The 18,993-nt window shown below is 72.5% G+C and carries 17 protein-coding genes and 1 pseudogene; 7 read left to right on the top strand and 11 right to left on the bottom strand.

Annotation, left to right across the window (positions count from 1 at the left end; genetic code table 11):
- Positions 1–114: 114 nt before the first annotated feature.
- From ID554_RS13540 to ID554_RS13510, 7 genes are all read right to left on the bottom strand, one after another.
- On the bottom strand, positions 115–1,353 hold the full coding sequence (locus ID554_RS13540) for an ATP-binding protein (RefSeq protein WP_117228260.1): 1,239 nt from the start codon (positions 1,351–1,353) through the stop codon (positions 115–117).
- 147 nt (positions 1,354–1,500) lie between these two features.
- The gene (locus tag ID554_RS31650) at positions 1,501–2,298 is read right to left on the bottom strand and encodes an LppU/SCO3897 family protein (protein WP_117228261.1); all 798 of its coding nucleotides are present in this window, start codon (positions 2,296–2,298) and stop codon (positions 1,501–1,503) included.
- Between the two features lie 178 nt (positions 2,299–2,476).
- Positions 2,477–5,683 carry a UvrD-helicase domain-containing protein gene (locus tag ID554_RS13530; protein WP_117228262.1) on the bottom strand — a complete coding sequence of 1,069 codons (3,207 nt, stop codon included), beginning with the start codon at positions 5,681–5,683 and terminating at the stop codon, positions 2,477–2,479.
- A 61-nt stretch (positions 5,684–5,744) separates the two neighbouring features.
- Complete coding sequence (locus ID554_RS13525; RefSeq protein ID WP_117228331.1) at positions 5,745–7,037, bottom strand: metallophosphoesterase; 1,293 nt, start codon at positions 7,035–7,037, stop codon at positions 5,745–5,747.
- Between the two features lie 13 nt (positions 7,038–7,050).
- Positions 7,051–7,305, bottom strand: coding sequence for a MoaD/ThiS family protein (locus ID554_RS13520; RefSeq protein ID WP_117228263.1), 255 nt, complete (start codon positions 7,303–7,305; stop codon positions 7,051–7,053).
- Complete coding sequence (gene moaA / locus ID554_RS13515) at positions 7,302–8,315, bottom strand: GTP 3',8-cyclase MoaA (RefSeq protein ID WP_117228264.1); 1,014 nt, start codon at positions 8,313–8,315, stop codon at positions 7,302–7,304. Before moaA ends, ID554_RS13520 begins: the two co-directional genes overlap by 4 nt.
- On the bottom strand, positions 8,312–9,226 hold the full coding sequence (locus tag ID554_RS13510; RefSeq protein WP_117228265.1) for a fructosamine kinase family protein: 915 nt from the start codon (positions 9,224–9,226) through the stop codon (positions 8,312–8,314). The genes moaA and ID554_RS13510 overlap by 4 nt, the downstream gene beginning before the upstream one ends.
- A gap of 195 nt (positions 9,227–9,421) precedes the next feature.
- Here ID554_RS13510 and ID554_RS13505 point away from each other — a divergent pair, with 195 nt between their 5' ends.
- From ID554_RS13505 to ID554_RS13490, 4 genes are read left to right on the top strand one after another with little or no spacing between them, the layout of a single operon-like run.
- The gene (locus ID554_RS13505; RefSeq protein ID WP_117228266.1) at positions 9,422–10,453 is read left to right on the top strand and encodes a DUF4192 domain-containing protein; all 1,032 of its coding nucleotides are present in this window, start codon (positions 9,422–9,424) and stop codon (positions 10,451–10,453) included.
- A 48-nt stretch (positions 10,454–10,501) separates the two neighbouring features.
- Entirely contained in the window at positions 10,502–11,077 is a 576-nt protein-coding gene (locus ID554_RS13500; protein ID WP_117228332.1) for a helix-turn-helix domain-containing protein, read from the top strand.
- The gene (locus ID554_RS13495; RefSeq protein WP_117228267.1) at positions 11,074–12,408 is read left to right on the top strand and encodes an MFS transporter; all 1,335 of its coding nucleotides are present in this window, start codon (positions 11,074–11,076) and stop codon (positions 12,406–12,408) included. Before ID554_RS13500 ends, ID554_RS13495 begins: the two co-directional genes overlap by 4 nt.
- A 22-nt stretch (positions 12,409–12,430) precedes the next feature.
- Positions 12,431–13,141, top strand: coding sequence for a GAP family protein (locus ID554_RS13490; protein WP_117228268.1), 711 nt, complete (start codon positions 12,431–12,433; stop codon positions 13,139–13,141).
- A gap of 8 nt (positions 13,142–13,149) precedes the next feature.
- Here the strand turns inward: ID554_RS13490 and fdhD are convergent, their stop codons facing one another.
- A complete protein-coding gene (fdhD, locus tag ID554_RS13485) occupies positions 13,150–14,004 on the bottom strand; it encodes a formate dehydrogenase accessory sulfurtransferase FdhD (RefSeq protein ID WP_117228269.1) in 855 nt (284 codons plus the stop codon).
- Positions 14,005–14,176: 172 nt separating this feature from the next.
- Here fdhD and mobA point away from each other — a divergent pair, with 172 nt between their 5' ends.
- The 3 genes from mobA (at position 14,177) to ID554_RS13470 (ending at position 16,228) form a co-directional block, all read left to right on the top strand.
- The gene (mobA, locus tag ID554_RS13480; RefSeq protein WP_117228270.1) at positions 14,177–14,800 is read left to right on the top strand and encodes a molybdenum cofactor guanylyltransferase; all 624 of its coding nucleotides are present in this window, start codon (positions 14,177–14,179) and stop codon (positions 14,798–14,800) included.
- Positions 14,797–15,054, top strand: coding sequence for a DUF6457 domain-containing protein (locus ID554_RS13475; protein ID WP_117228333.1), 258 nt, complete (start codon positions 14,797–14,799; stop codon positions 15,052–15,054). The genes mobA and ID554_RS13475 overlap by 4 nt, the downstream gene beginning before the upstream one ends.
- Before the next feature lie 91 nt (positions 15,055–15,145).
- Positions 15,146–16,228, top strand: a complete 1,083-nt coding sequence (locus tag ID554_RS13470; RefSeq protein WP_117228271.1) for a T3SS (YopN, CesT) and YbjN peptide-binding chaperone 1 — start codon at positions 15,146–15,148, stop codon at positions 16,226–16,228.
- Positions 16,229–16,236: 8 nt separating this feature from the next.
- Here ID554_RS13470 and ID554_RS13465 read toward each other — a convergent pair whose 3' ends face one another.
- The 3 genes and pseudogenes from ID554_RS13465 to ID554_RS13455 all read right to left on the bottom strand — a co-directional run bounded on the left by ID554_RS13465 (position 16,237) and on the right by ID554_RS13455 (position 18,956).
- Positions 16,237–16,674 (bottom strand): zinc-binding dehydrogenase, encoded by a 438-nt coding sequence (locus tag ID554_RS13465; RefSeq protein WP_158573732.1) that lies wholly within the window; start codon positions 16,672–16,674, stop codon positions 16,237–16,239.
- Between the two features lie 17 nt (positions 16,675–16,691).
- Positions 16,692–18,452 (bottom strand): annotated as a pseudogene (locus ID554_RS13460) (beta-propeller domain-containing protein).
- Between the two features lie 45 nt (positions 18,453–18,497).
- The gene (locus ID554_RS13455; protein ID WP_117228273.1) at positions 18,498–18,956 is read right to left on the bottom strand and encodes an Lrp/AsnC family transcriptional regulator; all 459 of its coding nucleotides are present in this window, start codon (positions 18,954–18,956) and stop codon (positions 18,498–18,500) included.
- Positions 18,957–18,993 lie beyond the last annotated feature (37 nt).

The following is an 18,993-nucleotide window of genomic DNA, read 5'->3' as shown; positions in this document are numbered from 1 at the left end:
GCCCGTGGCGACTTACTCGCCGATCATGGAGTTGTGGCACCCGGAAAACGCCCGATATCTGTACAGATCGTCAACCACAAGTCCATGATCGACGGGGTGGGGGGCGGGGCTTGGTTAGGTGGGTTGGGTGCGTAGGTAGCGGCCGAAGTGGGGGACGGTGAAGGCGACCGTGCCGCGTTCGCCGGAGTAGATCAGGCCCTTCTTGATCAGGGCGTCCCGGGCTGGGGAGAGGCTGGCGGGCTTGCGGCCGAGGGCTCGGGCGATCTCGGCGGTCGGCACGGCGGCGTCCATGTCGTCCCGGCCACCGCCGTCGGTCGCCCCTTCGACCAGGGAGAGCGTCGCCATCGCCCGCATGTACTCGCGTTCGGCGGGGGTGGCCCGTTCGAAACGTGAACCGAAGAATCCCACCGCCAGCTCGGCCTCGGCCTCCGGGGCGGCGACCCGGACGTCGGCTGCGGTGATCGGGGATCGTGGGGCGTGGTCCCAGGTCGCCTTCCCGTACGCCTGGACGAAGTACGGGTACCCGCCGGACTTCTCGTAGAGCAGGTCGAGGGCCTTCGCCTCGTACTCCACGTTCTCTCGCTCGGCTGGCGCGCAGAGTGCCTGGTCGGCGGCGATGCGGTCGAGTCGGTCGATGCGTTGGTAGCGGAACAGCCGCTCGGAGTACGACTTGGCGGCGCTCAGCACCGCCGGCAGATGCGGCAGGCCGGCACCGACCACGATGAGTGGCGCGCCGAGTTGGGAGAGTTCGTGGCAGGCCGCGCAGAGTGCGGAGACGTCCTCCGGCCCGAGGTCCTGCATCTCGTCGATGAAGATGGCGACACCGGTGCCGACGTCGCTGGCCACCGAGGCGGCGTCGGTGAGCAACTCGACCAGGTCGATCTCGATGTCGCCGGAGTCGGCCCGGCCGGTGGCCGCCGGTACGTCGATGCCGGGCTGCCACCGGTCGCGCAGCTTGGCGGCACCGGCGCGACCCGTCGGGGCACCCCGTTGGGCGAAGGCTTTGAGGACCCCGAGGAACGCGTCGATCCGGTCCGGTGCGCGATGCCGGGGGGCCAGTTCCCGGACGGCCATGTGCAGGGCGGCGGCGATCGGCCGGCGTAACGACTGGTCCGGGCGGGCCTCGATCTTGCCGCTGCCCCAGAGGCTGTTGATCGCCTGGGAGCGCAGCGTGTTGAGCAGCACCGTCTTGCCGACGCCCCGCAACCCCGTGAGCATCAGGCTCCGCTCCGGACGTCCCCGGGCGATGCGTTCCAGCACGATGTCGAAGACGTCCAGCTCCCGCCCCCGCCCGGCCAGTTCGGGCGGGCGCTGACCAGCGCCCGGGGCGTACGGGTTGCGGACCGGATCCACGAATCGCACAGTATCGGGCCGTCTAGGCGGGAGGCTAGACACGGATAGACGGGGCTACCGGCGTGTTGCCGGGTCGAGCAAAAACTAGTGCTGTCTAGCGTGGACGCTAGACAGCACTAGTTTTGCCGATCGTCGACGCGAGCCGGGTCAGCCGCGCTGTTCGAGGCAGAGCACGAAGTCCAGTGAGTCCAGCTCGCTGTCGTAGAAGTACCAGTTGGTGTAGCCGTCGACCGGCGCGCACTTCGCCTCGGCATCCCGCTCCCCGCTGGTCTTGCCGTCGAAGCGGCGCAACACCTCGTACGACTTCGGCACGCAGTCGCTGATCACCAGCTTGGGTTTGCCGCCGGCCGGCCCCTCGTTACGGACGCACTGGCCGGGCTCGACGAACCGGGGATCGGTGGACGAGGTGTCCGACGGCGAGCTGGCCGGCGCCTCGTCCTCGTCGTCCGGCCCGACCGGGGTCACCGCCGCCGCCTCCGGAGTGGGGGCGGACACCGGCGTCGGCGTCTCTTCGTCCTGCCCGAGCAGGTAGAACGCGGTCGCGCCACCGAGCACGAGCACCAACACCGTCGCCATCACCGCGACGATCCGGCCCCGACCGCGCCCGCGCTCCGGCGGCGGCACCGGCTGTCCGGCGTACGCGGTCTCCGCCGCGCCCTCCTGATAGGCCGGGTAGGTCGCGGTGTCCTGCGAGTCGGATCCGTGGCCCGCGTCGTATCCACCGCGCGGGTACTGCGGCCCGCCCGCCCCCGGACCGTAGCCACCCCCGTAGAACTGGCCACCCCCGTAGGATCGGCTGTCGTCGTAGGACCGGCTGTCGTCGGGCGACGGGCCCGTGCCGTAGGAGCGGTGGAGGGCGGGCGGCGGACTGGCGGGCGGTCGCTCGCCGTGGCCCGGCTCGTGCCACGGCGCAGGGCCGCCGCCCGATGGTCCGTAGTTCGCCATGCACGCACTCCTGGGGCCGTGGGTGGAAACGGTGGGCCGGTGCCGGCCGTCGCCCACGTCACCGTAGCGCGTGACCGAATCACCGATCGTCCGTACGCGATCACGGACCGGTCACTGCCGCCCGCCTGCCGCCCGCCCGCCTGCCGCGCGCCCATCCGCCGAGCGGGACGGCGGACACTCAGATGAGCCGGAGCTGATGGTCCTTCGGTCGACGAGGTCCGGCGGTGTCGCCGAGCCGTTCGAAGAGGCCGGCGTCGATCACGTCGAGGAACGGTGACGGTCGGCAGTCGCGTTCCGACCCGTGCCGGACCCGGCGTGCCGTGTGGCTGACGTAGAGCCGGTCCTGTGCCCTGGTCAGCCCGACGAAGAACAGCCGTCGCTCCTCGGCGATCGCCTCGTCGTCCGGGGTGGTGCCCGGCCACCGCAACGGCAGCAGCCCCTCCTCGGTCCCGACCAGGAAGACCACCGGGAACTCCAGGCCCTTGGCGGCGTGCAGGGTCAGCAGGGTGACCGCCTCGGCACGGGGGTCTAGGGCGTCCACCTCCGCGCCGGTGGCGAGTTGGGACAGGAACACCTCCAGATCGTCACCGCATCGGCGGGCCAGCGGAGTCAGCAGGTCGACCGCGGTACGGACGTCCTCCGGCCGGACCCCGTGCGAGCCGTCGAGGGTGGGGGTGGCGAACCGCTCCGCGAGCGACTGTCCAGCGAGGCGTACCCGGGCGGGCAGGGCACCGTCGACGCCGGTGACGTGCCGCAGCTCGCGGGCGATGGCCATCACGCCGGGCCGGTCCCGCAGCCGGTCGTGCGATCGCTTCTGCACCGGCACGTTGGCCCTGGCAAGGGCATCCACGATCGGTGCGGCCTGCGAGTCGGTGCGATAGAGCACCGCGATGTCGGAGAAGGACAGTGTGCTCGACCGGCCGTCGATGCGCCCGGAGTCCAGTGACCGGTGGGACAGGCCGCCGACCAGTTCGTCGACGGTGCGTACCACGAAGTCGGCCTCGTCGGCGACGGACGCTGCGGCGTACCGTCCGACCAGCGGGGCCTCCGGGTCGAGCCGGGCCGGGTCGAGCCGGCGCCCGCGGACCAGCGACGACGGCGCGATGGCCTGCACCGCGGCGGCCAGGATCGGTGCCGACGACCGGTAGTTGCGGTTCAGCCGGACCAGGCGGGCGTCGGTGAAGTCCTGGGAGAAGCGCAGGAAGTATCCGACGTCGGCGCCCCGGAACGAATAGATGGCCTGGTCCGGGTCACCGATCGCGCAGAGGTTTCCGTCGGCGGGGCTGAGCAGGCGTAGCAGCTCGTACTGCACCGCGTCGACGTCCTGGTACTCGTCGACGAAGATCCATTGCCAGCGGTCCCGGTAGCGCTGGACCAGCCTGCGGTCGTCGCGCAGCAGCGCCACCGGCAGGGTGAGCAGGTCGTCCAAGTCGACCATGCCCTGCTTGCGCAGCAGCGACGTGTACCGTGCCGGGTCGTCTCCGGCCTCCGCGCGGGCCGCCGTCCGGTCGGCGTCGTCGGCGATCCGGAAGTCGTCCGGCAGGCCGGTGCCGGCCGTGTTCTCCCGCAGGATGGTCAGCCCGAGCGAGTGGAACGTGCCCACGGTGACGTCCTCGGCGACCGGGCCGAGCAACCCGTCGAGTCGGTGCCGTAGTTCCTCGGCGGCGCGTCGGGTGAAGGTGATCGCCAGGCAGCGCTCGGGAAAGACGTTCAGCTCCGCACAGAGGTACGCGATCCGGTGGGTCAGCGTACGGGTCTTGCCGGTGCCCGGTCCGGCGACGATCAGCAACGGACCGCCGGGTGCCGAGGCGGCCACCCGCTGCATGGCGTCGAGCCGGTCGAGCAGGCCGCTGCCCACCTCCTCCATGCCCGCGAGCATCGGCTCGAACGGCTCGTGCGGGGACGGCGGCGGCGCGATCGGCGGTGCCGGTGTGGGTGCCGCCTTGCGCTTCGGTTCCGCCTTGGCCACCGGCCGCTTCGCCTTCGGGTCCGGCCCGCCGGCCGAATCGGCCGGCCGCCGTTGCGTCGGCACCTGCACCGGTACGTCGAACAGCGTCTCCTGCCCGCCCGACGCCGCACCGGCACCCAGTTCTGCCGGGTCGAAGAGAGTGATCACGCCGTACTCGCCGTCGTAGCCGGGTACCCGGCGGACCTCGTCGCGGCGCAGCCGGCCGATGCCCTCGGCGAGCAGTTCACCGCCGACCCGTCCGATGTCGTCCAGCGGGGTGCGGGTCAGGATGTCCAGTTCGGAGCCGAGCGCGGCGACCAGGTTGGTGAGCTTCCCCTCGACCTTCTTCGACCGTGGGCCGACCTTGTTGATCTCACCGAGGATCTCGGCGAGCTGGATCAGGTGGGTCACCTCGGGCGCGTGTTCCGGGCGGTATCCCTCGGGTCGATCGGCCAGGTCCTCGACCCGGCTGAGGACACCCACCGTCAGCGGCTTGCCGCACTCCGGGCAACGTCCGCCAGCCTCCCGGGTCTGCTCCGGTGCCCAGTTCACCCCGCACAGCCGGTGGCCGTCCGCGTGGTACTTGCCCTCCTCGGGGAAGAACTCGATCGTGCCGGCCAGCCCGTCACCGGTACGCAGCGCGTCCCGGATGCCGAAGTAGTCCCGTTCCGAGGCGAAGACGGTCGCCTCGCGGGCCAGCGCGGGCGGCGAGTGGGCGTCCGAGTTGGACACCAGCCGGTAGGAGTCCAGGCTGCCGACCCGCCAGTTCATCGCCGGGTCCGAGGAGAGCCCGGTCTCCACGGCGAAGATGTGCTCGGCCAGGTCGGCGTAACAGTCGGCGATCGCGTCGAAGCCGGACTTCGAGCCCAGCGCGGAGAACCACGGCGTCCAGATGTGCGCCGGCACGAGGTAGCCGTCCGGGCTCGCCTCCAGCGTGATCTCCAGCAGATCGCGGGAGTCCAGACCGAGGATCGGTCGGCCGTCCGAACCGAGGTTGCCGATCCGCCCCAACGCGGCGTTGAACCGGCCCACCGCGTCCAGATCCGGCAGATAGATCAGGTGGTGGACCTTGCGGGTGCGGTCGTCCCGCTTGTAGATCGTCGAGATCTCCACGCTGAGCATGAACCGGACCGGGACGCTCTCGGCGTGACTGGACAGCCGGGGCGGCAACCGGCGGGCGATGTCCCGCTCGGCGTCGACGGACAACCGGTGCAGGCCCGGCTCGGCGGGACGCAACGTCTCCCGCAGGTGGTCATACCAGGCGGGGTGGGTGAAATCACCGGTGCCGAGCACCGCGATGCCCTTGCGTTGCGCCCACCAGCCGAGGTTCGGCAGGGTCAGGTCACGGCTGCAGGCCCGCGAGTATTTCGAGTGGATGTGCAGATCAGCGACGAAGGGCGGGCGGCCACCGGGGGGTACGGCGTTGAACGGAGGCACGCCGCATCCTGCCACGCCCGGCCACGCCCGTGCGCGCCGCCACGCTCGGGCGTGAGGTTCGCTATGCCGAACGCAGTTCCACGAGGGTGACCTGAGGCTCCGCGCCCACCCGCACCGGCGGGCCCCAGAAGCCGGCTCCGTTGGTCACATAGACCTTGGTCCCGTTCACCTCGGCCAATCCGGATACCACCGGTTGTTCCAGCCGGACCAGCAGGTTGAACGGCACGATCTGGCCACCGTGGCTGTGGCCCGACAGTTGCAGGTCGACGCCGTACCTCGACGCCTCCAGCACGGCCACCGGCTGGTGGGCGAGAAGTACCACCGGACGTGACGTGTCGCGGCCGCCGAGTGCGGCCTCGTAGTCGGGCGGTGCGGAGACCCCTTCGCCCACGGCGCTGACATCGTTGACGCCCGCCAGGTCGAGCACGCCACCCCGGGCCGCGATCTCCACCCGCTGGTTCTGGAGTACGCGCAACCCGAGTCGGTCGACCTCGGTGACCCACTCCTCGACTCCGGAGTAGTACTCGTGGTTGCCAGTGACGAAGTAGCTGCCGTGCCGGGCCCGCAGGTCGCGTAGCGGCGCCGTGGCGTCAGCCAACTCGGCAACCGTACCGTCGACCAGATCACCCACCACGGCGATGATGTCGGCGTCCATGCGGTTGATCGCGGCGACGATACGCTCGGTGTGCATACGGCCGATCAGCGGGCCGAGGTGAATATCGGCGACGGTGGCGATGCGCAGGCCGTCCATGCTGCGTGGCAGCTTCGCCAGCGGGATCTGCACCCGGTCCAGGCGTGGTGGACCCATCGCGGTCCGTACCCCGTAGCCGACCAGGCCGGTGGCGGTGAGTCCGGCGAAGATCGCCGCGCCACGGGCGAGCAGCAGCCGGCGGGACGGGTCGTGGTCCGGTCCGACCGCCCCGGCGGACGGCGGTTGCGCCGCCTCGTCGGCCGAAGGGGTGGCCGGCGAGGCGGCGGTGTCGTCGGCGCCGGGCGCCTCGGCCGGGGTGGCGGTGCCGACCAGTGCCGGTTCCGGTGCGACGGCCGCCGCCCGGCGGCGCAGCACCAGCTTCGTCACCAGCATCGGCACTTCCAGCGCGACGAGGATGACCAGCAGGTAGAACATCACCGCGAGCCAGAGGTAGCCCGGCCAGGCGAGCCAGTACATCCCGGACCGGGTGCCGACCATGGTCGCCGGTACGAGTACCGCCAGCACCACCGCGGTGACCGTGCCGATCCGCCGCCACCGCCCGGCGGCGGTGGTGGTGTCCTTGACCAACCGCTTCCAGAGGTAGAGGTGGATCAGCCCGGTGATCAGGGCGAGCGTGGCCACGAAGCCGAGTACCGCGAACACGTGTGGATCCCCCTCAGCCACCGGCGAAGGGTGGCAGGACGTCGATCGTCGCTCCGGCCGGCAGCGGCTTCTTACGATCATGACAGGTGACGCCGTCAACCAGGAAGCTCGCCACCTTGAGCACCGGCACAAGTGGCGCGCCGTGCCGGTCCGACAACTCCGCCAGCACCTCGTCCAGCGACCGCCCGGCGACGGTGGTCTCCTCGGCGCGACCGGCGGCGGCCCGGGCCCCGGCGAAGTAGCGGACGGTCACGGTCGCCACGGTCACCCTCCGATGGCCGACATCGGCCGGGTCGGTTGCAGGAAGGTCGGGTCGTCGATGCCGTGCCCGGCCCGCTTGCCCCAGGTCGCCGCCGTCCAGCGGCGGGCCACCTCGTCGTCGTCGGCCCCGGCCCGCATCGCGTCGCGCAGGTTCGACTCCTCGGTGGCGAACAGGCAGTTGCGGATCTGGCCGTCGGCGGTGAGCCGGGTCCGGTCGCAGTCGCCGCAGAAGGGCCGGGTCACCGTGCCGATCACGCCGACCCGCGCCGGGCCGCCGTCGACCAGCCAGGTCTCGGCGGGCGCGGTGCCGCGTTCGGCCGGGTCCGGGCTCAGCGCGTACGCCGAGCGCAGCGTCGTCAGGATCTCCTCGGCGGTGACCATGGCGGCGCGGTCCCAGCCGTGCTGGGCGTCCAACGGCATCTGCTCGATGAACCGCAACTCGTAGCCGTGGTCGAGGGCGAAGCGGAGCAGCGCCGGTGCCTCGTCGTCGTTGACCCCCCGCATCAGCACCGCGTTCACCTTGACCGGGGTCAATCCGGCGTCGGCGGCGCCGGCCAGCCCGGCCAACACGTCGGAGAGCCGGTCGCGCCGGGTGAGCCGGGTGAAGCGCTCCCGATCCAGGGTGTCCAGGGAGACGTTCACCCGGTCCAACCCGGCCTCGCGTAGCGCCGGAGCCAGCCGGTGCAGGCCGATGCCGTTCGTGGTCAGCGAGAGCCGGGGACGGGGGTCTAGTGCGGCGGCGGCCGAGATGATGTCGACCAGACCCGGGCGGATCAGCGGTTCGCCACCGGTGAACCGGACTTCGGTCACGCCGAGCCGGCACACCGCCACCCGGATCAGCCGGACCATCTCGTCGTCGGTGAGCAGTCGCGGGCCGGCCAGCCAGGGCAGCCCCTCGGCGGGCATGCAGTACGTACAGCGCAGGTTGCACTTGTCGGTCAGGGAGACCCGCAGGTCCCGGGCGACGCGGCCGTACCGGTCGACAAGGGCGCCGGCGGTCGGCGGGGCGACGGTCACCCGTCGACCGTAGCGCGCTCGGCCCCGCTCAGGGCCGTCCGAGCGGCGTGCACGACCGATTCCCGGTACGCGCTGCCGAACAGGGCGGTGTGCACCAGCAACAGGTGCAACTGGTGCAGCGGCACCCGATGCCGCCAGCCGTCGGCCAACGGCCAGGTCTCGTCGTACGCGGCCAGGATCCGGTCCGCGTACGATGCGCCGCCGAAGAGCGTGAGCTGGGCGAGGTCGGTCTCCCGGTGCCCACCGTGCGCGGCCGGGTCGACCAGCCAGACCCGTTCGTCGGCGCCCCAGAGCAGGTTGCCCGGCCAGAGGTCGCCGTGGATGCGGGCGGGCGGTTCGTCGCCGCCGAACTCGTCGATGCGGGCCACGACCTGCTCGACGAGCGCGGCGGCGGTGGCGTCCAGGGCACCTCCGTCGACCGAGCGTCGCAGGTAGGGCACGATCCGGGCCTGGGCGAACCAGGTCGGCCAGGGACCGTCGTGCGGGGTGTTGTCCGCAGGCAGCGCGCCGATGAAGCCCGGCCAGTGTGCCCCGAAGGCGGGCGCCCCGGCGCGGTGCATCCCGGCCAGCTCACGCCCGAAGCGGTCGGCCGCTGCCCGCTGGGGCTCGCCCGGCTGTACCCACTCCAGGGCGAGCAGGTCGGGCAGCGCCACCAGCACCTCCGGTACGGCGACCGCGCCGGCCTCCCGTAACCAGCGCAGCCCGGCCGCCTCGGTGGCGAAGAAGTCGTCCGGCACCGGCCGGTCGGCGTGCTCCGGCCAGGTCTTGGCGAACACCGAGTGCCCGTCGTCCAGGGTCAGTCGGGCGGCGGCGCAGATGTCGCCGCCGCTCACCGGCGTCTCCCGGATCCGCTGATGGGTCAGGAAGGTCGGCAACTGCTCCGGGTGCCCCCGCAGGTACGCCAGATCCATCCCCGCAAGGTATCCCCTCGGATGTAAGGAGGGGTCCCCTACTAACGCCTCGTGTATAGGAAGGGTCCCTTCCTTCCATCCGAGGGGGCTGGACGTATCGCGTTGAGCTGGTCGGATACGCGCTGTGACTGTGGATAACCCGCGTGTCGTCCACAGGGGCAGCGGTGGGAACCGGACGGCTCGCAAGCTGCCCTCATGAACTCCACGGACCTGCCCCGGCTCACCGTCAGATCGCCCGCCGACCTCATCGCGGCCGTGCCGTACCTGCTCGGCTTCCATCCCACCGACAGCATCGTGGTGGTGGCGCTGGCGGGCTCGCGGATCGTCTTCGCCGCCCGCATGGACCTGCCCGGGGAGGGCGATCCACGCGAGTCGGCGGAGCACATCGCCGCGGTGACCGCGCGGCAGGGCGCCGATTCGGCCACCGCGATCGGATACGGTCCGGCCGCCCGGGTGACTCCGGCCGTGGACGCGGTCCGGATCGCGCTGGCCGAGGCCGGGCTCACCGTCCTGGACGCGTTACGGGTCACCGGTGACCGGTGGTGGTCGTACGTCTGTCAGGAGCCGGAGTGCTGCCCGCCCGAGGGCACCCCGTACGACCCGAGGGCCAGTGTGGTGCCGGCCGCGGCGGTCTTCGCCGGCCAGGTCGCGTTGCCTGACCGGGCCGCTCTCGCCGCGGCGGTGGCCCCGGTCGACGGGCCGGAGATGCGGCGCGCCGCCGAACGGGCCGACCGGCGACTCGCCGACCTGCTGGCGGAGGCGCCTCCGGCCGACCTGCTCGGCGGTCGGGCGCTGCGGACGGCCGGGGTGGCGGCGCTGCGGGCCACCAGACGCCGTCACCGCGACGGCGAGCCGTTGACCGACGACGAGGTGGCGTGGCTCTGCCTGCTGCTGACCCATCTGCCGGTGCGGGACCACGCCTGGGAACGCACCGACGGCCGGGACGAGGACGTGGCGTTCTGGACCGAGATGATGCGCCGGACCGAGCCGGACCTGTCCGCCGCGCCCGGCGCCCTGCTGGCGTTCGCCGCCTGGCGCGCGGGGCAGGGCGCGCTGGCGGCGGTGACGTTGGAGCGGGTGCTGGCCGAGCATGCGGACTACTCGCTCGCCCTGCTGCTGGACGATCTGCTCCGTCGGGGCGTGCCGCCGTCGCGTCTGGACGGTTGGCCGAGGTCGCCGAAGGCGCTGCGGCGGGGCAGGCGTCGGTCCGGTCGCCGCCCGCGATGATCGACAAGAAATCTTGTACGTCATTTCTTGTACGTCTATGGTGGCGACATGTCGAACGACGAGACCGTGCTGCACCTGACCGACCCCCGTGCCATGCGGGCCCTCGCCCACCCCACCCGGCTCCGGCTCCTCGGCGAACTGCGGCTGCGGGGGCCGCAGAGCGTCGGGATGCTCAGCGACGTCGTTGACGAGGCGGTCGGCTCGGTCAGCTACCACCTGAGCAAGCTCGCCGAGCACGGCTTTGTGCGGGAGGCTTCGGAGTGCGCGCGCAACCGTCGGGAACGGTGGTGGCGAGCCGCGCACGCCACCACCTCCTGGGAGCCACTGGAGGCACTCGACGACCCGGAGCGGAAGGTCGCCTCCGACCTGCTGCGGCGTGCCGTGCTGGAGCGGTACCAGGCGGCCCTGAACGGCTACCTAGCCGCCGAGGCGACCTTTGAGCCGGAGTGGGTACGCGGCACCGCCAGCAGCGACAACGCCTACCACCTCACCGCTGCCGAACTGCGGGAACTGCGGGCCGACCTGGAGGCGCTGGCCGCGCGCTGGCAGGAGCGCAGCGACCCGGCCCGCGCCGACGCCCGCCCGGTCACGATGATCTATCACGCGTTCCGGCGGCCCGAATGAGCCGCCCGTCCCGCACGCCGCTGATCGGTCTGCTGGTCGGGCATACGGTCTCGCTGACCGGCAACATGCTCACGATCATCGCGTTGCCGCTCTACGTACTCGCCGAGACCGGCTCGCCGGCCGCCACCGGCCTCACCGCTGCCGTCGCGACCGCGCCGATCGTGCTCGGTGGCGCACTGGGCGGAGTCCTGGTCGACCGGATCGGCTACCGCCGTGCGAGCGTGCTCGCCGATCTGGTCTCCTGCCTGACGGTCGCCGCGATCCCCCTCCTGCACGCCACGGTCGGTTTGCCGTTCTGGGCGCTGCTCGCGCTGGTCTTCCTCAGCGGTCTGCTCGACACGCCGGGCCAGACCGCCCGGGTCGCCCTGCTGCCCGAGGCGGCCACCGCCGCCGGCCTGCCGACCGAGCGGGCGATCGGCTGGTTCGAGGCGACCGAGCGGGGTGCCCGACTGATCGGTGCACCGGTGGCCGGCCTGCTGGTCGCCACCCTGGGGGCGCTGCCCGTGCTGGTCCTCGACGCGGCCACGTTCGTGCTGTCCGCAGTGGTCGTCGCCGTGCTGGTGCCGGCGAACCTCCAGCCCGGTGCCGACGAGGCCGCGACCGTCGACGGGCCAGCGACCAGCCACGACACCGGTTACTGGCGCCAGTTCGCCGCCGGCGTGCGGTTTCTGCTCGCCGAGCCCCTGTTGCGGGTCCTGGTCCTGCTGGTGTTGGTGACCAACTTCTTCGACGCGACCAAGAGCAACGTGCTGCTGCCCGTCGTCGCGCACCGGGACCTCGGCGGAGCGGCGGCCCTCGGGCTGCTCGTCGGTGCCATGGGCGGTGGTGCGCTGGCGGGCTCGTTGGTGTTCAGCGCCGTCGGTCACCGGTTGCCCCGCCGGGCCACCTTCGTGGTGGCCTTCGCAGTGGCCGGTCCACCGCCGTTCTGGGCGATGGCCGCCGGGCTGCCGTTGCCCGTCCTGCTCGTCGTGTTCGCCAGCGCCGGTTTCGCCGCCGGGGCGATCAACCCCATGATCGGCGCGATCAAGCTCGAACGCGTACCGGCCCGGATGCGGGCTCGGGTGTACGGCGTGATCGGCGCGGTGGCCTGGGCCGCCATCCCGCTCGGCGCGCTCGCAGCGGGTTTCGCCAGCGAACATGCCGGCACCACGGCCACCCTCGTCGCGGCCGGCGCCGGCTACCTCCTGGTGGTCCTCACCCCGCTCCTCGGTGGCCCGTGGCGCACCATGAACCGTCCCCCGAACCCACCTCAGGAAACCGTCCCGAAGGCTCGACAGGCCCCGGTGCCAGGGCAGCCGTCGGATCGGGACACCCGGATAATCACCGTATGAGCGTGCGTCCCCTAGGCCCGGCATGAGCGTCGCGTTACTGCTGTCCCTCGCGGGTCTGGCGCTCGTCGACAGCACCAGCATCGGCACCCTGTTCATCCCGGTCTGGCTGCTGCTCGCCCCGGGCCCGGTTCGCCTCGGGCGGGTGTCGACCTACCTGGGCACCATCGCCTGCTTCTACTTCCTGGTCGGGCTGCTGCTCTATTTCGGCGGCAGCGGGCTGGCCGAGATGTTGGGCGGCGCGCTGGACAACCGGCCGGCGCTGTGGGGGCAGCTCGCGCTCGGTGTCGGGTTGTTCGTGCTGAGCTTTCGCTACGACGGCAAGCGCGGCGGTGGTGGCGGTCGGGTGCTGCGCTGGCGGGACCGGGCGACGTCTGGTGACTCGTCGCCGCGCTGGCTGGTCGGGTTGGCGGTGTTCGCCGCGCTGGCGGAGGTGGCGACCATGCTGCCGTACCTCGGTGCCCTGGGTCTGCTCACCACCTCGGACCTGGGCGTGCCGCAGGTGATCGCGCTGCTGGCGGGGTACTGCCTGGTCATGGTCCTGCCGGCGCTGGTGCTGCTGGGCGCGCGTGTGGCCTGGCCGAGGCGGATCGAGCCACTGCTCGCCCGCCTCAACGCCTGGATCGTCCGGTCGTCGGGCAGCATGCTCGGGTGGGTGCTGGGCATCGCGGGTTTCCTCATCGTCCGGGACGCCGCCGTCCGGTTGGAACTGTTCGAGCTGCTGGCGAATCGCTGAACGCCGGATCAGCCGGTCACCCGCTGAGTGCCGGTGTAGATGTTCATCGTCCGGCCGCGCAGGAAGCCGACCAGGGTGAGTCCGGCCTCGGCGGCCAGGTCGACCGCGAGCGTGCTCGGCGCCGACACCGCCGCCAGCAGTGGCAGCCCGGCCATCCACGCCTTCTGGGTCAGCTCGAAACTGGCGCGGCCGGAGACCAGCAGCAGGTGCCCGGCCAGCGGCAGCCGACGCTCACGGACCGCCCAGCCGATCACCTTGTCCACCGCGTTGTGTCGGCCCACGTCCTCGCGCAGCACCAGCAACTCGCCGTCGGCGGAGAACAACCCCGCCGCGTGCGACCCGCCGGTGCGGTCGAAGCCCCGCTGACCGGCCCGTAGCCGCTCCGGAAGTTCGGCCAGCATCTCGGCCGCCACGGCGAGCGGGTCGGCGGCCACGTCGAACCGGGACCGGGTACGGACCGCGTCGATGCTCGCCTTGCCGCAGACCCCGCAGGCACTGGTGGTGTGGAAGTGCCGGGTCGTGTCGGCGCCGGGCGACGGCACGCCCGGAGCCAGCGTCACGTCGACCACGTTGTAGGTGTTCGGCGTATCGGCGCCGGCGCAGAGTTGCGCGGTGGACACGTCGTCCGTCGAGCGGATCAGCCCCTCGGTGAAGAGGAAGCCGAGTGCCAGATCCAGGTCGGCGCCGGGGGTCCGCATGGTGACCGAGAGCGGGCGGCGTCGTTCCGGCCCGGCCGGCCCGACCCGGATCTCCAGCGGCTCCTCGGCGACGAGCGTGTCCGGTCGGCGCACCCGGATCCTTCCGGTGTCCGTCGCGTCGAGGTCGACGCGGAGCACCCCGCGTCGGTCACTGGCCCGTCCCACCCCGCCATCCTGCCCCGCCTGCACACCCCACCGCATCCGACCGCTCCACCCGGCGACCCGGCTGGCGGGCGGCAGCGCCGGAAACGGCCACCCCGTCTGGCCACCCCGCCCGGCGACCTCTGGCGGGCGGCAGCGGCGGAGAGGGCCGAGCCGTGCGAGTTACCGTGATCCGGTGACGGCGTACGCGGCGATCGTGCTCGCGGGTGGGGCGGCGCGCCGGATGGGTGGGCGGGACAAGCCGGCGCTGCCCGTCGGTGGCGTACCGATGCGCGAGCGGGTGCTCGCGGCCGTCGCCGACGCGACGCCCCGCATCCTGGTCGGTCCCGGGCCGGCCCCGGCGGGAGTGCTCCCGGCCCGGGAGTCGCCGCCCGGTGGCGGGCCGGTCGCCGCCACCGCAGCCGGACTGGCCCTGATCGAACCGGGGGTACCGGTCGTCGCGCTGCTCGCCGCCGACCTGCCGCTGTTGACCCGACCCGCCGTCGGTGACCTGTTGCGCCAGCTGGACACGCCACCGAACACCCCACCGGGTACGCCGCTGGACATGCCGCCGCAGGTGGACGGGGTGTGTTTCGTGGACGCCTCGGGACGGCGGCAGACGTTGTGCGGGGTGTGGCGTACCGACGCCCTGCGTGCGGCGCTGGACCGGCTCGCCGGACGGCACTCCGGAGCGCCGCTGCGGGAGCTGCTCGCCGGGCTCGCTGTGCGCGAGGTGAGCTGGTCAGGTGGCGGCCCGCCGCCGTGGTTCGACTGCGACACTGACGGTGACGTACGCCGGGCGGAGGAGTGGGCGCGATGACGGTGCTGGACGACTGGGTCACGGCGGTCTGCGCGGAACTGGGGCTGGACCCGGCCCCGGTGCCGGTGCCGACCGTGCTCGACCTGGCCCGGGACGTGGCCCACCAGGTGGTGCGTCCGGGTGCCCCGGTCACCGCGTACCTGCTCGGGCTGGCTGTGGGGCAGGGCGCCGATCCCGTCGCGGCGGCGTCCCGGCTCGCCGAACTGGCCGGCACCTGGCCGGTGGAGTTGGGCGGCGGCCGGCCGGCCGACTGACCGCAACCGAGGGGGGCTGTCCGATCACGGTCCGGGCCGCGCCGACCGATACGGCGGCTGGGTAGGGTGACCGGAACGGACGGAGGCGATCATGACGGCAGACCACCCCTCGGCACCACCCGGCACGCCGGCGCATCACCACGAGTCGATCCTGCTCGACGAGCCGACCACGGCCGACCTGCGGGCGAAGGTGACCCAGGCGTGGCGGGAGTTCGCGAGGGCGCTGGCCGACCGGCTGGTCGACCTGCCGGTGGGGGCGCGCGTGGAGCTGACGCTCGACCCGACCGCCTCGGGCACGGACGACGCGATCTACTCCGTCGGGGCCGACGTCGGCACGGACGGCCGACTCAACGCGCGCGCGGTCGGCAACGCCACCCTGCCGCAGGGGTACCGGCTGGACCGCGCGGCCGTCGCCGACATGGTCGCGCTGGGCTGGTCGCCGCCGGGGGTGGTGGAGGGCTCCGGTGACCAGTTCGGCCTGCACTGCGGCGTCGACGAGGCCACCCGGGTGGCTGCGGTGCTCTCCCGTACGCTGCGGGACATCTATGGTGCGCCGCATCCCGCGTTCCTGGTCTATCAGATCGAGGACACCGAGGGTGAGCCGCTTGCGGGTGCCCCGCTGGGTACGGCGCGCAGCGAGTTCGGCCTGGTGCGGGAGATCGGCACCGAGCTGGAGGAGGCGCTGGCCGCCGCCGGTGGGGACAGCCCGGAGACCGAGGTGCTGGACCTGGCCGAGCGGGTACGCACGGTCGTCTCCACCATGCTCAAGTCGGACTCGGACCGGGTCCAGGTCGACTCCGACGGCGACATCAACATCCGCGCGGGCTCGGCGATGGTCTTCGTCCGGGTGCGGGACAATCCGCCGCTGGTCGACGTCTTCTCTCCGGTCCTGACCGGGGTCGAGCCCACCGAGCGGCTGTACGTCAAACTCTCCGAGCTGACCAACCGGATGCCGATCGGTCGTCTCTACTGTGCGGACGACACCGTGTGGGCCTCGATCCCGGTCTTCGGGCGCAACTTCCAGCCGACCCATCTGATGCTCGCCGTGCAGGTGATGACCGGCCTCGCGGACGAGTTGGACGACCGCCTGCACGGCGAGTTCGGTGGCAAGCGCTTCTTCGGCGAGGGGGACAAGCCGGGACGGGGTGAGCACCGCACCGGCATGTACCTCTGAGGGCGGGGTCAGCGCACGTCGAGCACGGTCTTGCCGACCGTACGCCGGGCACCGACCACGGTGTGCGCGTCGGCCGCCCGGTCCAGCGGGAACCGTTGCCCGATCACCGCGCGCAGCCGTCCGGCCGCAGCTTCCGCCAACACCCGCTCCGCGTACGCCCGCTGCCGTGTCGACCGGGACTTCGGCGGGGCCTTCATGTCCCCGCCGTCGGCGGCCGGCACGGCCAGTAGGCTGGTCCACTCGTCGCCGACCAGCGTGAAGCTGAGTAGCCGGCCGCCCGGGGCGAGCAGGTCGACGGCCTTGTCTCCGGTCGCACCGCCCAGGCCGTCGAGGACGACGTCGACCGCGCCGACGACGGACCGTATCCGCTCGTCACAGTCCCCACCCGGACCCGGTATCAGGCCAAGGCGGGTGGGGCCCGGAAACCCCGAGAAACCGGGCCCCACCCGCGTGGGAGGAAAGTTCAGGTCGTCGCGATCCAGCCGACGCTGCGCGCGGTGGCCGGGTCGGTGGCGCGCAGCCCGGCGTCCGAGACGGTCCAGAGCACGTCACCGATCACCAGCGACCGGCGTACCGGAGCCCACATCCGCCGACCCCCGCGGTCCGTCGCCGGGTGGGTCACTTCGCCGATCTCGCGGATGGTGTCGCCACCGACGCGGAGCAGCCGGATGCCGGCGTCCACCGGCAGGGCCACCAGGCCGCTGTCCGGCCGGTACAGGAAGGCGTGCGGGTCGTGCTCGGCACCGGACCATCCCCGGGGCAGGTGCCACTGGTCCAGCCGGTACGGGCGGCCCGGATCGCGTACGTCGAAGAGGGACACCTGTACGCCCTGGGTCCGTCCCCGCGAGTCGGCCTCCTGTCCGACCCCGAGCAGTCGTCCCTCGGGCAGCGGGTGTAGGTATAGCGATCCGCCCTCGCGGCGCAGGACCCGCACCGCCGACTCGGAGGTCCGGCCCTCGCCGAAGGCGTCACCGGTGGTGGTGGCCACCCGCAGGTGACCGTCCCACTCCGACAGCGCTTACTGGTTGATCAGCCAGCCGGGCACGACGCCCGAGGCGACGAAGCGGGGGTGCCCAGGCATGCCGGTGTCGAACTGGTAGATCTCGGTCACCTCGTCGGCCGTCGACGGCCGCCACCGCGCCGTGCCGGCTGGCGGCAGTGGACGCGGACCGGCGAGGTAGAGGCTGGTCGTGGTGCCGTAGACGGTGCTCGCGTCGGCCACCACGCCGACCGGGTCGCCGTCGCCGAGGCGGTCGCTGGTGAGATCGAAGCTGAGAACGGTCAGCGTGGACGTGCCGGTCATCCGCTGCGGGCGACTCAGCCGGTCGCAGCCGACCCGCCCGGTGTGCCGTTCGGTGCCCGTCGTCCACTCGTACTCGGGTAGCCATGTCTCGATGCCGGCCCGGGCGATGACGTCGCGGTTGCGTGCGGTCCGCTGCCGGTCGCTGCCGGTCTTGTCGGACGGGAACTCCAGGTGGGGCGTCGAGTGGACCACCACCCGGGCGGTCGTGCCGGTCAGCCGGGCGTCCACGGTGCTGCCCTGGACGCGGTACGTCCCCAGCACCCGGGGTGCGCCGGACAGGTCGACCAGGATCAGGCGGGCGTCACCGACCGGGCCCCGGATCCGGCCCACGGGGTCCGTGGCCGATTCGCGCATGGCCTCGGTCAGGACCAGCGCCCGGTCACCGAGCAGCAACAACCGCTGCTCCGTCCAGGGCAGGCGCTGGTCGCCGGGGGCCAGCTCGACTTCACCGGTGATCCGTCGACTGGTCGCGTCGACCACCCGCAGCACGCCGCCGGTGGTCGTGACGATCCGGCGGCCGTCGGTCTTGACCAGGTCCGGTTCGTCGACGCCGGCTTCGTGGTTGTTGGTCGTCGAGTGGTCCGGCGCGGCACCCGCCGGCGCGGCACCCGCCGGCGCGGCACCGCCTTCGGCGGCCTTCGCCACGGCGTCGGTGCCGGACCCGAGGGCACCGCCCCGGTCGCTGAACGTGCGCCAGCCGCCGCCGAAGCCGTACGGGCCGACCGAGGCGGCGGCTGCCGCGCGCAGTTCGGCGAGGGCGTCCGCGCAGGAGTCGAAGGAGACCAGGCCGACCGGCACCATCTGCGGCTCGTCGGTCCCGACGGGTGGCGACACGGCCGGTGCCGCCGACATGCTGCCGGCGAGCAGCGCCAGCGCGATCAGCGTGCCGCTGGCCGCAGTGGCCTTGATTCCCCGTGTCATGCGCGGTTCGACGCGGCGTTCGGCTGTTCGGTTCCCCGACCGGCGTCAGGTCGTGGAGGGGCCGACACCGGGGGACTCCACCAGCCGGGAGAGCACGATGGTGCTGCGGCTGGAGGTGACGAACGACTCGGCCCGCAGCCGTTCCAGCGCTTCCTCAAGGTGGGCGATGTCGGCGGCCCGCAGGTGAACGAGCGCGTCGGCCTCGCCGGAGACCGTGTACGCCCCGACCACCTCGGGGTGGCGGCGGACCGCCGCGCCGAGCTGGGCGGGGGTGGTGCGGCCGGCGCAGAACAGCTCGACGAAGGCCTCGGTGGTCCACCCGACGGCGGCCGGGTCGACGATGGCGGTGAATCCACGGATCACTCCGGCCGTCCGCAGCCGGTCGACCCGTCGCTTGACCGCCGGAGCGGAGAGTGACACCCGGGTGCCGATGTCGGCGTACGAGGCGCGGGCGTCTGCAACGAGCAGCGCAATGATTCGTTGGTCGACGGCGTCGATCTGCAATGTTCCGCTCCTGAGAAGCAATGTCTACGGCTATTAC

The organism is Micromonospora craniellae, from assembly GCF_014764405.1.
Taxonomy (GTDB): Bacteria; Actinomycetota; Actinomycetes; order Mycobacteriales; family Micromonosporaceae; genus Micromonospora; species Micromonospora craniellae.
This window is presented reverse-complemented; position numbering and strand designations above follow the sequence as displayed.

What these genes read in the sequence shown, in the direction of transcription:
- ID554_RS31650 (WP_117228261.1), bottom strand. Translation starts at nt 2,298, where the DNA reads ATGGCGAACTACGGACCATCGGGCGGCGGCCCTGCGCCGTGGCACGAG.
- ID554_RS13510 (WP_117228265.1), bottom strand. Translation starts at nt 9,226, where the DNA reads ATGGATCTGGCGTACCTGCGGGGGCACCCGGAGCAGTTGCCGACCTTC.
- ID554_RS13505 (WP_117228266.1), top strand. Translation starts at nt 9,422, where the DNA reads ATGAACTCCACGGACCTGCCCCGGCTCACCGTCAGATCGCCCGCCGAC.
- ID554_RS13500 (WP_117228332.1), top strand. Translation starts at nt 10,502, where the DNA reads ATGTCGAACGACGAGACCGTGCTGCACCTGACCGACCCCCGTGCCATG.
- ID554_RS13495 (WP_117228267.1), top strand. Translation starts at nt 11,074, where the DNA reads ATGAGCCGCCCGTCCCGCACGCCGCTGATCGGTCTGCTGGTCGGGCAT.
- ID554_RS13490 (WP_117228268.1), top strand. Translation starts at nt 12,431, where the DNA reads ATGAGCGTCGCGTTACTGCTGTCCCTCGCGGGTCTGGCGCTCGTCGAC.
- ID554_RS13475 (WP_117228333.1), top strand. Translation starts at nt 14,797, where the DNA reads ATGACGGTGCTGGACGACTGGGTCACGGCGGTCTGCGCGGAACTGGGG.
- ID554_RS13470 (WP_117228271.1), top strand. Translation starts at nt 15,146, where the DNA reads ATGACGGCAGACCACCCCTCGGCACCACCCGGCACGCCGGCGCATCAC.